Source organism: Stenotrophomonas sp. 62841_Sma (genome assembly GCF_056482945.1).
In genome coordinates, this window is sequence record NZ_CM151224.1 from 2958590 (window position 1) to 2971013 (window position 12424).

13 protein-coding genes are annotated in these 12424 nt (G+C 66.1%); 10 read left to right on the top strand and 3 right to left on the bottom strand.

All coding sequences use genetic code 11. From position 1 onward, the window contains the following. The first annotated feature begins 185 nt into the window (after positions 1-185). Positions 186-1397, top strand: coding sequence for an MFS transporter (locus ACZK5G_RS13925; protein ID WP_478463801.1), 1212 nt, complete (start codon positions 186-188; stop codon positions 1395-1397). Between the two features lie 16 nt (positions 1398-1413). Here ACZK5G_RS13925 and ACZK5G_RS13930 read toward each other — a convergent pair whose 3' ends face one another. Further along, positions 1414-1893, bottom strand: coding sequence for a MerR family transcriptional regulator (locus ACZK5G_RS13930; RefSeq protein ID WP_132810395.1), 480 nt, complete (start codon positions 1891-1893; stop codon positions 1414-1416). A gap of 89 nt (positions 1894-1982) precedes the next feature. Here ACZK5G_RS13930 and ACZK5G_RS13935 point away from each other — a divergent pair, with 89 nt between their 5' ends. From ACZK5G_RS13935 to ACZK5G_RS13950, 4 genes are all read left to right on the top strand, one after another. Beyond that, positions 1983-3221 carry an NADH:flavin oxidoreductase/NADH oxidase family protein gene (locus tag ACZK5G_RS13935; protein WP_478463803.1) on the top strand — a complete coding sequence of 413 codons (1239 nt, stop codon included), beginning with the start codon at positions 1983-1985 and terminating at the stop codon, positions 3219-3221. Positions 3222-3314: 93 nt separating this feature from the next. After that, entirely contained in the window at positions 3315-3791 is a 477-nt protein-coding gene (locus ACZK5G_RS13940; RefSeq protein ID WP_049398236.1) for a hypothetical protein, read from the top strand. A gap of 103 nt (positions 3792-3894) precedes the next feature. Next, positions 3895-4164 (top strand): hypothetical protein, encoded by a 270-nt coding sequence (locus ACZK5G_RS13945; protein ID WP_010484830.1) that lies wholly within the window; start codon positions 3895-3897, stop codon positions 4162-4164. Positions 4165-4289: 125 nt separating this feature from the next. Further along, the gene (locus tag ACZK5G_RS13950; protein WP_049398237.1) at positions 4290-4535 is read left to right on the top strand and encodes a hypothetical protein; all 246 of its coding nucleotides are present in this window, start codon (positions 4290-4292) and stop codon (positions 4533-4535) included. 45 nt (positions 4536-4580) lie between these two features. Here ACZK5G_RS13950 and ACZK5G_RS13955 read toward each other — a convergent pair whose 3' ends face one another. Continuing rightward, the gene (locus ACZK5G_RS13955; protein ID WP_478463805.1) at positions 4581-6110 is read right to left on the bottom strand and encodes an FAD-dependent monooxygenase; all 1530 of its coding nucleotides are present in this window, start codon (positions 6108-6110) and stop codon (positions 4581-4583) included. 82 nt (positions 6111-6192) lie between these two features. Here ACZK5G_RS13955 and ACZK5G_RS13960 point away from each other — a divergent pair, with 82 nt between their 5' ends. After that, a complete protein-coding gene (locus ACZK5G_RS13960) occupies positions 6193-6837 on the top strand; it encodes a TetR/AcrR family transcriptional regulator (protein ID WP_049398239.1) in 645 nt (214 codons plus the stop codon). A gap of 73 nt (positions 6838-6910) precedes the next feature. Further along, complete coding sequence (locus ACZK5G_RS13965; RefSeq protein WP_478463807.1) at positions 6911-9052, top strand: TonB-dependent siderophore receptor; 2142 nt, start codon at positions 6911-6913, stop codon at positions 9050-9052. Between the two features lie 56 nt (positions 9053-9108). Here the strand turns inward: ACZK5G_RS13965 and ACZK5G_RS13970 are convergent, their stop codons facing one another. Then, positions 9109-9390, bottom strand: a complete 282-nt coding sequence (locus ACZK5G_RS13970; protein WP_478463809.1) for a hypothetical protein — start codon at positions 9388-9390, stop codon at positions 9109-9111. 208 nt (positions 9391-9598) lie between these two features. Here ACZK5G_RS13970 and ACZK5G_RS13975 point away from each other — a divergent pair, with 208 nt between their 5' ends. From ACZK5G_RS13975 to ACZK5G_RS13985, 3 genes are all read left to right on the top strand, one after another. Further along, positions 9599-10273: a response regulator transcription factor gene (locus ACZK5G_RS13975; RefSeq protein ID WP_032128606.1), complete on the top strand. Its 675-nt coding sequence runs from the start codon at positions 9599-9601 to the stop codon at positions 10271-10273. Continuing rightward, on the top strand, positions 10273-11622 hold the full coding sequence (locus tag ACZK5G_RS13980; protein WP_032128607.1) for a sensor histidine kinase: 1350 nt from the start codon (positions 10273-10275) through the stop codon (positions 11620-11622). Before ACZK5G_RS13975 ends, ACZK5G_RS13980 begins: the two co-directional genes overlap by 1 nt. Positions 11623-11945: 323 nt before the next feature. After that, positions 11946-12362: a hypothetical protein gene (locus ACZK5G_RS13985; RefSeq protein WP_478463811.1), complete on the top strand. Its 417-nt coding sequence runs from the start codon at positions 11946-11948 to the stop codon at positions 12360-12362. Positions 12363-12424: the final 62 nt, after the last annotated feature.

Consider the following 12424-nt stretch of genomic DNA (forward strand, 5'->3'; position numbering starts at 1 on the left):
CCGACGTCCATGTCGTCATTACATGCAGGACGCCGACAACAATGCGCCGAACCTGCTTTCGTACCGAGCCTGTGCCCGGCTTGCCGCAACCCCACGGATCAAACGCTGATTTACCCTCAGCATGGCTGCTGCTGTTGCGGTGCAGCAGTACAATGCACGGCTCCCCGCCCCCATCGCGCCCCCGCATGAGCCCCAACTCTTCCCTGGCTGCGCGGCTGACGCCCCGTCAGCGCACCCTGATCATCCTTGCCCTGTCACTGGGCGGCTTCGCCATCGGCACCAGTGAATTCGCCAGCATGGGCCTGATGCTGGAGATCAGCCGTGGCCTGTCGATCAGCGAAACCCAGGTCGGCCACCTGATCAGCGCCTACGCCATCGGCGTGGTGGTCGGCGCGCCGATCCTCGCCTTCGTCGGCGCCAGTTTCCCGCGCCGCAAGCTGCTGCTGGCGCTGATGGGCTTCTACGCCGTCGGCAACCTGGCCAGCGCCCTGGCCCCGAACTACGGCACGATGCTGATCGCACGTTTCGTTGCCGGCCTGCCGCATGGCGCCTACTTCGGCGTGGCGATGCTGGTGGCCGCCGCGATCAGTCCGGCCGGCCAGCGCGGCCAGGCGATGTCGCGGGTGCTGCTGGGCCTGTCGATCGCGATCCTGATCGGCAACCCGCTGACCACCTGGCTGGGCCAGCAGTTGAGCTGGCGCACCGCCTTTGCCCTGGTCAGCGTGCTGGCCATCGCCACCGTGGCAATGATCGCGCGCTTCCTGCTGCCCGATCCGGACGAGGTGCGCACCTCGCCGATGCGCGAACTGCGTGCCTTCAACACCACCCAGGTGTGGCTGGCACTGGCGATCGGCGCGGTCGGTTTCGCCGGCATGTTCTGCGTGTTCACCTACCTGGCGCCGACCCTGGTGCAGGTCACCGGCGTGGCCGAATCGTGGATGCCGCTGGCCGTGGGCGTGTTCGGCATCGGCGCGATCATCGGCAACATCGCCGGTGGCTGGCTGGTGGACAAGTTCCACTTCAAGGCCGCCGCGGTGGTGCTGCTGTGGTCGATCGTGATGCTGCTGCTGTATCCGCTGGCCGCACAGTCAGTGTGGACCATCGGCCCGATGATCATCACCGTCGGCACAATGGGTGCGCTGGCTGCGGTGCTGCAGACCCGCCTGATGGACGTGGCCGGCGAAGCCCAGACGCTGGCCGCCGCCTCCAACCATGCCGCCTTCAATACCGCCAACGCGCTCGGCCCGTGGCTGGGCGGCATGGCGATCAGCGCCGGCTTCAGCCCGGCCAGCACTGGCTACGTCGGTGCAGCCACCGCGATCGGCGGCCTGCTGCTGTGGTGCGTGGCGGTGATGGTGGACAAGAAGCGCAAGATCACCGTCACAGGCAGCCACTGAACACCGCGCCGGGTCGTCAGCCGTTGCCCATGCGGCGGCGGCGATCCGGTCGCAGCATCGCCACGTCGCCGGCCGCCAGGGTCGGCCGCGCCAGCTCACCACGCTTCACGCGGTCCAGCACCCGCCGCGAGTTGGCCGCGCAATCAATGCCCTCCGGCCGCGCCTGGATGTCCTCGATAAGGGCCAGCAGGTGCGCACGGCTCTCTGCCAGCCGCAACTGCAGCGCTTCGATGTCGGCCACCTTCTGCTGCAGCATCGTGATCAGTGCCTCGTGCTGCCACTGGCCCATGTCCGGCGGCAACAGCGCGCGGATCTCTTCCAGGCTGAAACCGGCGCGCTGCGCACCGGTGATCAGTTCCAGCAGCAGCACCGCCTGCTCCGGATAATCGCGGTAGCCGTTGGCCTGGCGCTGGACCACCAACAACCCGGCCTCTTCGTAGAAGCGGATGCGCGACGCTGCCAGGCCCGTGCGGCGGGCCAGCTCACCGATCTTCATCTGCCTGAATCCTCGACATGGAAGCCTGTTGACCTTCAATCAAACTTGAAGGTTAGCGTAGCCCCATTCCCCTGTCCTGGAGCTGTCCGATGTCGCTGTTCTCGCCCCTGGCACTGCCCTCCGGTGCCGTCATCCGCAACCGCATCGCCAAGGCGGCGATGGAGGAAAACATGGCCGACGCTGACCACGCTCCCTCCGAAGCGCTGCTGCAGTTGTACCAGCGCTGGGCCGACGGCGGCGCCGGACTGATCATCACCGGCAACGTGATGGTCGATGGGCGCGCCATGACTGGGTCCGGCGGCGTGGTACTGGAGGATGACCGCCACCTCGACCGCTTCACTGCCTGGGCGGACACTGCCCGCTCGCGGGGTGCGCAGATGTGGATGCAGATCAATCACCCGGGGCGGCAGATGCCGGCCGCACTCGGTCAACCCGCGCTCGCGCCTTCGGCCGTTGCATTGCAGATGGGCGCGCTGTCCAAGCAGTTCGCGCCGCCGAAGGCGATGACCGAGGACGACATCGACTCGGTGATCGCGCGCTTCATCCACAGTGCCGAACTGGCCGAGCGTGCCGGTTTCAGTGGGGTGGAGATCCATGCCGCGCACGGCTACCTGCTCAGCCAGTTCCTGTCACCGCTGTCGAACCGGCGGGAGGACCAGTGGGGCGGCAGCCTGGAAAACCGTGCGCGCCTGCTGCTGGAGATCGTGCAGGGTGTACGCGCGGCGGTGGCACCCACATTCGTGGTGGCGGTGAAGCTCAACTCCGCCGATTTCCAGCGCGGCGGTTTCTCGCCCGAGGACGCACGCGAAGTGGTGGAGATGCTGGCCCCCCTCGGCGTGGATCTGGTCGAACTGTCCGGCGGCAGCTATGAAGCACCGGCCATGACCGGCGCCGCACGCGACGATCGCAGCGTGGCCCGCGAAGCGTACTTCCTCGAATTCGCACGCGAGATCGCCACGGTGGCAACGATGCCGTTGATGGTCACCGGCGGCATCCGCCGCCGCGAGGTGGCAGAACAGGTACTGGCCAGCGGCGTAGCCATGGTCGGCATCGCCACCGCACTGGCGATCGAGCCGGATCTGCCACAGCACTGGCAGCAGGGCCGCGACCCGGTGCCGACGCTGCGCAACATCAACTGGCGCAGCAAGCCGCTGGCGGCCAGCGCGCACATGGCGGCAGTGAAGTATCAGCTGGGCCGGTTGAGCCGGCGCCGCCCCACCGCACCCACGGTTTCACCGGCGTGGGCACTGCTGCTGGCACAGGCGGCCGCAAAGTGTCGGACCCGCCGCTACCGGCGCTGGATCAGCGCCCGCGCCATCGCACATTGAGCCGCGCGGTCTTCTCATCGCCGCAGCGATGCTCCACCATCTGCAGGGCCGGCGGCAGTCCGCCGCCGGTCGCAGCATGGAGATGGAACCCACGTGGCAGCAGGATCAACCAGGAACCGCGAGAAGCTGCTCGATGACCTGCTCTCGCTGGGCCGCAACTGGGCACTTGCCATCGCCATCGCCGGTGCCGGGGCCGCTGTCCACTACAACGAATCGGTCTACGAGGCCGGGCTCTGGCGCGGCCTGTTGCCCACGCTCTGCTTCCTGGTTGCGATCATCTGGATCGTGCTCAGCATCATCCGCTTCGACCTGACCATCCAGCAGCACTTCGAGCGCAAGCTGTCGCGCTGGCTCAGCCGACTGCTCTACGTGGTGCTGCTCGGTACCGGCATCACCGCCGTGTTCTTCGTCACCGAGCTGGCAGAGAACAACCATATTGCGCGGATGTGCGACTCGGTAGCCAACGAACCCGGCAGCCGCATCCACAGGTCGGCCGAATGCCAGCGTTTGTATCAGCACCGCGCTGCCTACCGGCAACGGCTGGAATCGGCCGAGGGAGAGTTCGACTGAGGCCTGCATCGGCCCTGCATCGCGTGCGCGAAAAACACATGGCGTGGATATGTGATCGGGCACAGTGGCTGCGCCTCCCTTGCAGCAAACGAACGCCGCCGACATGCACCACCCGCCCGCCCCTGCCCGTCACGATGCCATCGCTCTGCAGGCTGGCGTGCTCGGCAGTGTGCTGGGCGTGACGCTGTTCAAGGCGATCGCACTGTCAGCGCTGGCGAGTGGCTCTTTGATGGTGATCGGGCTGTGGCTGCTGGCCTGCGCGCTGCTGGCTGCCTGGGCACTGGCCGCCTGCCTGGCCTGCCTTGCGCTCAGCCGGCGCGTATTCGTGCTGATGCTGGCGCTGAGCATGATGCTGATGATCTGCGTCGCCTGACAGCAGGAGGCGCCGGACTATCGCGCATCTGTTATAGAATAACAAGTGTGATTGGTCGGATTGTCTGCGCCCGGTGTCACGGATTTGAATTCCATGGCCAGCCCGGCACCACCCGAGACCCTCCCATGAACCTGCAGCCCCTGCTCCGCACCACCCTCGTCGCCATCACTCTGGCCTCGCTCAGCGCCTGTGCAACCTATGACGACAGCAACATGCATCAGGCCTGCCAGGAGTCGCCGCATCTGAAGGACCTGCCGCGCGAAGTGGCTGCCCGCGAGAGCCGCTGCAACAAGAGCATGGAAGTGTGGTCGAGCGAGCGCAAGGGCAGTGACAGGCCGATCGACCTGAGCGGCAAGAAGAAGGATCTGTAACCGCACCCGGCGCAGCCCACATCGGCTGCGCCTCCGCCCTGTACGTCAGTCAGCCTCCGGCAGTCCGAACCCGCGCTGCAACGCTTGGCGCAACCCTGCCTGATCACCTCCCGCATCGCAGGCCCACGCGACAATTCCATCGGGCCTCACCAGTACCGCCCCCAGGCCGAGCGCATCGTCCACTGCCGAGGCAATGCGGGTGAACGGCTGTCGCCAACGGTCGACGGGGTTGTACGAAGCGCCGTTCTCATCGAGCACAAGCAACACCCCCTGCCCCGTCCTCAGCACCTCTCCCATGCGGCGGCCATCGGCCAGCAGGAAGTCCGGCACGCTGCGACCGGCCAATGGATGGCCATCGCCCAGATCGAGCTGCTGCGACACGCCCCAGACCCGTTCGGCCAGATAGGTGGCGCCATCGCGGGTGCCGGCCAGATCGGCCATGACCGCCGCCAACGCGCGCGAACCGGCTCCAGGACGCATCAGCGCAACCTGCGCGCGCGACCAGTCCAGTACGTTGGCGCCAATTGGATGCCGTTCCGCGTGATAGCTGTCCAGCAGCGCCACGTCAGCGTCACCGCGTATCACGCTGGCCAGTTTCCAGCCCAGGTTCATCGCATCGCCGATGCCCAGATTCAGGCCCTGCCCTCCCAACGGGGAATGCACGTGCGCAGCGTCGCCTGCCAGCAGCACGCGGCCGTTGCGATAGGCGCTGGCCTGGCGCGCACCGTCGGTCCAGGTGCTGTGCAGATGCAGCGCGGTGATGGTCACGTCGCGGGCAGACACACGTCGCAGCAGCGATTGCGCTTCATCCAGCGCGAGAGGTTTTCGATGCCCGGCACCGCCATCGAAATCGGCAAGCGCGAGCACACCGGGGGGATTGAAATTACACATGCCCTGCGCGGTGTACTGACGGCCCGGGGTCAGCACGCCGGGATCTTCCAGATCGACCTGCAGCGAATGACCGGTGAATTCGGGATCCGTGCCGATGAAACTGAAACCGCATTGCTTGCGCACGGTGCTGCGGCCTCCATCGCAACCTACCAGCCAGCGACCACATACCGCCCCGTCAGCAGTCTCGATCTCCACTTCGGTTGCACCGGCGCGCACCGCCTGTACCGCACGCCCGCGTTCGATGCGCACGCCCAGCGTGGTCGCACGTTCGGCCAAGACCGTTTCCAGGGCCTGCAGCTCCACCGCCATCTGGGTGCCCACCGGCGACGGCAGGCGCCAGGTCCAGCGCGTGCGGTCGACGTCGTCCAAGGCAAACGGTATTCCGGCGAAGTGGCCGCCCAGCGCCCGCGGCTGAGCGAGCCAATGGGCGGTGCCGGGCGGCGGCGCCCCCTTCTCGGGCTTGAGCACCTGTGTCGCGGCGACCGCGTCCAACAGGCCGCGCCGATCCAATGCCTCCAGCGTAGGGGCGTTCAAGCCGCGCAGCCCGAATGGCAAGCGCTTCAACGGCGAACCGGCGGACCTGGCCTGTTCCAGCACCAGCACTGAACACCCGGCCTGGGCCAGTTCACAGGACAGGAACAGGCCCACCGGGCCAGCACCGGCAATGACGACGTCGTACAGCATGGGGAATCCTTGTGAGCGCCGGGTCGGCGCTCTGGCGGGTCAAATGTTACACTCGGTGTACGTTTCCACAAGTGAACCGCCCATGACCCCGCCTCCAGGTCGTCGCGAACAGCGCAAGGCCGAGACGCGACAAGCGATTTCGGACGTCGCCACCGAGCTGATCATCCGGCGTGGCTTCGAGGCCGTCTCCATGTCCGAAATCGCCGAAGCCGCGGGCGTCTCACGCAAGACGGTCTTCAACTACTTCGCCAGCAAGGAAGACCTGGTGTTCGATCGCGATGAGGAGGCGCGCATGCTGCTGCGCGAGGGCATGATGGCGCGCAGCGGCATGACCCCGCTGGCGGCCTTCCAGTCGCTGGTGCGCGAGTTGCTGGAGGCTGGCCATCCGCTGCTGCGCATCAATGCCGGCGCTGCCGCCTTCTGGGGCACCGTGGCGGAGAGCCCGGTACTGGTCGCGCACGCGCGACGGCTGCAGGCGCAGTTGACTGACGACCTGGCGCGATTGATGGCCGACGCTGCCGGCCGGCCAGAACATGACGCCGAAGCGCGATTGGGCGCGGCCATGCTGCTGGCGTCGATGGTGGCGGCCTATGAGAAGGGATTGGCAAGCCAACTGCAGGGCGAGGACCCGCGTGAGGCCATGCTGCAGCTGATCGTGCGCGGCGCCACCGGGGTACTGGTGGCCTTGGCGGGCACCCCGTATACGGACCCCGGCGCGCGTCCATAGCGCATTCGGGGGATAGGTCACGAAGTGTTGCAAATGCTAATCTTTCTCATTTGCAGACACGCCCCCTCTCCCGATGCCTTTTCCAATGCCCCTGCAACGCGCCCTGTGCCTGGCACTGACCCTGCCCCTGGCAACCCTTGCCCATGCTGTCGAGCCCTCCACTGCCGCGCCAAAGGACCTGGACAAGGTCGAAGTTCGCGGACGTGCACAGACCCTGTACCGGGTGGACGATGCTGCGGTCGGCACCCGCACGGATACACCGCTGGAGCTGGTCCCACAATCGATCCAGGTCATCCCGCGTGAACTGATCGACGATCAGGCCGCGCGTCAGGTGACCGACCTCTATCGCAGCATCAGCGGCATCAGCTACTTCAGCTATGCCGGGGTGACCCTGCGCGGCTTCCGCCAGGAGAACGTGCTGTATGACGGCCTGCGCGGCGACCCGTATGCAGGTTTCTCGGTCCCGCAGTTGTTCAACATCGAGCGCGTGGAAGTGCTGAAGGGACCGGCAGGTGCGCTGTATGGCGGTGGTGATGCAGGCGGCGTCATCAACTATGTAACCCGCAAACCGAAAGCCAGTGCCGGACGCAACATCGAGATCCAGCTGGGCGACAAGAACTTCCGTGCCGGATCGATCGAGGGTACCGGGCCGTTGAATGCCTCCGGCAGCGTGCGCTATCGCGCCGGGCTGTATGCCGACAGTGAAAAGGGCGTGCGCTGGAACACCGACAGCGAAAGCGTGATCGGCGACGCCTCGCTGGCCTTCGACATCGGCCAGACCGGCGAGCTGGTGCTGCAGTTCACCGACATCACCCAGAACCTCGGCGGCAACCGCCTGCGCGGCGTGCCGGTGAATGATGCGGGCACCTTCCTGACCGACCGCCGCTGGAACCACAACGAGGCCAGCGACTTCCTCGACATGCGCGCCAAAGTGGCGCTGGCGCAGTACCGCTTCGCACCACGTGACAATCTGGATGTGGACTTCGCCGCTCGCTGGTTCAGCAACAACGAGCACCAGATGTACCACGAGCCGATGGGCCTGATCGATCGTGACCGCGATGGCGTGGCCGAGTGGATGACCCGCCAGCTGCGCAACCAGATCCGCGACAACGAAGCATTCACTGCCAACGGTAATGCAGTCTGGCGGGTGACCACCGGCACCGTCGAGCACAAGGTGTTGTTCGGTGCCGATGTGTACCAGCTGGATGCGGATTTCACTGCACAGACCCCCAGCAGCGCCGACCTTGCCCGTGGTGCGGGGCCGGTGCGCGGTATCGACCTGTTCAACCCCGTGTACGGCGCCAGTACCTGGCACGACTACAACCTGGCGGCCCTGCCCTGGCGCAGCACGTCCACCCGCAGCATGCGCTATGGCGGCTATCTGCAGGACGAGCTGGCACTGGGCACACGCTGGCATGTGCTGGCCGGGCTGCGCTGGGATGGCTTCAAGGACGACGACCGCATTGCCGGCAGCAGTGTGGACGGCAACGACCTCAGCTGGCGGCTGGGCAGCACGTTCACCGTCCGCGAAGGCCTGAATGTCTACGCCAATGTGGCCAGCGGCTTCGTACCGCAGAGTGCTGCCAACCAGAACCCGGCCGCTGGCGGGCCGTTCGATGCAGAACGCAGCAAGCAGTGGGAAGTGGGCATGAAGTCCCTGCTGGCCGACCGTGTGACCTTGAACATGGCCGCCTACCGGATCGACCGCAGCAATATCGTGCAGGCCACCGGCGAAGTGATCGGTGGCGTGAACCAGTTGGCCGCGCTGGGCCTGGTGCGCAGTACCGGCATGGAGCTGGATCTGCTGGCCGACCTCAGCGAGCGCTGGGTGCTGAATCTGACCTACGCCTACAACGATGCGCGGGTGAAGGACGCAGGCCCGAACGGCATCACCAACGCTTCCGGCGACCGATTCGCCAATGCGCCGCGCAACAAGCTGGGTCTGTGGACGCGCTACGACCTGCCGTCGATCAATTCGGCCATCGGCTTTGGTGCTGACCATGTGGGTGAGCGCGTCAGTCTGGACGGGCAGACGGTCAAGGCTTACACCGTGTTCGACATGAGCTGGAAGACCACATGGAAGCAGTGGCAGTTCCAGGCCAACGTCAAGAACCTGTTCGACAAGGTGTACGCGGCCAGTGGCTTCATCGAACGCAACGGGCATTTCCCGGGCGAGCCACGGCGGGTGTATATGCAGGCGGCTTACAGCTTCTGACGCAGGGCTGGGAGCGGTGATGATGGGGAGGTGGCAACCCACCTCCCCTTTTGGTGTCAGTGCGAGCAGGCCACCAGCATCGAGCGGGTGGCCATCTGGGTGGAAGTGAAGCCGTTCTTGTTGCCCACCGCGATGGCGCTGCCGTCGTCGCCATCCTTGCTGAAGACTACATAGCCGCCTGGGCACATCTGCCCGGCCTTTTCGTAGCAGCCACTCCAGGAACTGGAGCCGCTGCAGTCGATGGAGACGCCGCGCCGGCCATCAGGGGTAACGGTCATCTTCGCGGTGGAACAGCCACTCAACGCGGCCACGAGCAACAACGGAACGAACAACTTCATGGGTACTCCAGGGATTGGGGGGCAGCGAGTGGGCGCCAAGGCTGGAGTGCCTGGATTGCGCGAACCTTGCGCCGACAGCGTGTTTCCTGCGTCACCACAGCCGTGCGGAAGATCGGGAAGGCACGCCATGTTCACGCAATGTTCCTGTAATACGGTGCCGGCGCGTGCCGAACCGCCCTGCCACGCCCTTCCTGCCCAAGCCCTGCCGATGCACATCCTGCTGATCGAAGACGAAGCCGAACTGGCCGCCACCCTGAAATCCGCCCTGCAGCGCGAGCGCTACGTGGTGGACCTGGCCAACACGCTGGCACTGGCCCGCGAAGCGGCCCTGTGCGGATCGCACGATCTGGTGCTGCTGGACCGCACCCTGCCCGACGGTGACGGGCTGGGATTGATTTCCCTGCTGCGTGAGCGCAACCCAGGGGTGCCGATCATCGTGCTGAGCGCGCTGGGGCAGCTGCCGGACCGCATCGCCGGCCTGGATGAGGGCGCGGACGACTATCTGACCAAGCCCTTCGCACTTGAGGAACTGTTCGCCCGCATCCGCGCTGCAGGGCGCCGGCCGAGCGGCATGCAGGTGGAACTGGTCAGCATCGGCCGGTTGGTGTTCGACCCGGCATCGGGTGAAGCCAGTGTGGGCGGGCAACGGCTTGAGCTGCCGCGCCGCGAGATCCGTGTGCTGACCGCGTTGGCCCGGCGGCTGGGGCGCACCGTGCTGCGCGAGTCGATTGAGATGGCAGTGTATGGATTCGATGACGGCATCCATTCCAATACGCTCGACTCTCACGTCTCGCGCCTTCGCCGCAAGCTGGCCGATGCCGATGCAGGAGTAGAGATACACGCCATCCGCGGCGTCGGCTATCTGATGCGGGAAGCCAAGTAATGGCGCGTCGTCCCTCGCTGAAGCGCCCGTTGATCGTCAAAACGCTGATCTATCAGCTGCTGGCGTTGCTGGTGGCGTTCTTCGCGCTGCTGATGGTGCTGATACGTGCCGACAGCGGTGGCTACTACACCATCCAGACCTTCGCGCCGGTGGCGGCCGACGCGGTGCACCGCGACCGCAACGGCGACCTCTACGTGCAGAACACGCCGGAACTGGCCGAACTGCTGAAGGTCGTTCCCGGTGCATGGTTCATCGCCGAGGATGAGCACGGCCACCACGTTACGTTCGGGCCTGTGCCGCCGGCCTATGCCTCGCTGGTAGGCGCACTGGATGGCATCCCCTTTGGCGACCTGCGCGGGCGCGACCGCAGCGATGGCCTGGCCGTCGTGGTCCGCCAGCACAGCGGGCCGGCCGGCAAGCTGACCATCATGGCCCATGGCGAAACCGATACGCTGACCTGGCAGATGGCGTTGGCGGCACACATCATCACCCTGCCGATCTTCCTGCTGCTGGGCCTGGCCACCATCGTCCTGACACCGATCATCGTGAGACGAGCCCTGGCCGGGGTGGAGCGCATCGCCCAGGAAGCCCGCAACATCTCCGCCAGTCGGCGCGGTGTCCGCCTGACAGAAACCGCGGTGCCGGTGGAGATCGCTCCGTTGGTGACGGCGGTGAATGAAGCACTGGAGCGGCTGGACGAGGGGCACGAGCGGCAACGCCGCTTCATCGCCGCCGCCGCGCATGAGCTGCGCACCCCCATTGCGATTCTGAGGGTGAAGGTCGATGCGGCCGACGACGCCACCTCGCGCAACCTGGCCGTGGAAGTGGCACGGTTGGCGACGCTGGCAGAGCAGTTGCTGGATCTGCACCGCATGGACGAAGACGGGCCGAAGGAAACCATCAACCTGGCGCGGGTGGCCAAACGGGTGGCCGCCGATCTGGCGCCGCTGTTGATCCAGTCGGACAAGACCGTAGCCGTGGCGGTGGAATCGCACTTCCCGGTGTTCGGCGAGACCGGCGCAGTGGAGCGGGTAATCTCCAACCTGGTGCTGAATGCTGCCGAACATGGCGGACGCCAGATCATCGTGCGCGTTCAGGGCAGCTGCCTGGAGGTCGAGGACGACGGCCCCGGCATACCGGTCGACCAGCGCGAACGGGTTTTCGAACCCTTCCAGCGGCTGCGGCCGCGGCAGACAGGCGCGGGCCTGGGGTTGAACCTGGTGCGCCAGGTGATCGACCGCCACGGCGGCCACGTCACGATTCTGGATGCGCCTGGCGGTGGTGCATTGATCCGTGTTGAGTTTCCACTGCACCCGGGCGTGACCAGCGCGCCACCGCTGGAGCACTGAACACACCGCGTGCACCTGTGTAACTGGCACCTGTCCATGCGATGCCGGTAGCGAGGACAGGCAAGGTTGCGGCAATGTTCGCTGGACAGCATCGGGGTGTGGCACCTGCCGTGCCACCGCGTTCCGATCTGACAGGAAGCCTGCATGTGACCCAGGGAGTTCCGCCACCGTCCTCTTCCACGCGCACTGTACCACCGCGGAATTCGCCGGGCCTTACCGCTGCCGCATGGAATCGCCACCCGCGTACTGGCCGCGCGCTCGGCATGGAACATTGGCCGCATTGGCTGCGGGCAGTTCCCGAAGCCGAGCGCGCAGGTGTATTGATGCGGCTGTTCGGCGCCCTGTTCCTGCTGCTGCCCGGCATTGCACTGGTCGCTTCAACGTATAGGCACGCCAGCGCTGCGGCGGCCGCTGCCGTGCTCCTGTTCGTTGCCGTGCATGCCGCGCTGCATGGGTTGGCGGCATGGCGCGCGGCAACCTCGCGCCCGATGTCACCACTGCTGCGCGCTCTGGATGATCATGCCGCTGGGATAATGATTGCCAGCGCGCTGCTGATCAGCATCGGTGCAGGGATGACGAAGCTGCCTGTTCCAGCATTCTTCTGGTTGTTGGCCGGCGTGGTGAGTCAACTCTTCGGTGCGCGATTGTCAGGTCACCGGCTGCGCAATGCACTGCTGGTTCTCGGTAGCGCCCTGCAGTTCATCGCCGTAGCATTGCTCGCCCTTCCTGCCGCACGCTGACACAGCGACAGCCCCGCAAGGTTCACGCAACCCAGCGCATCGAGACTCGACGACCAACCCCG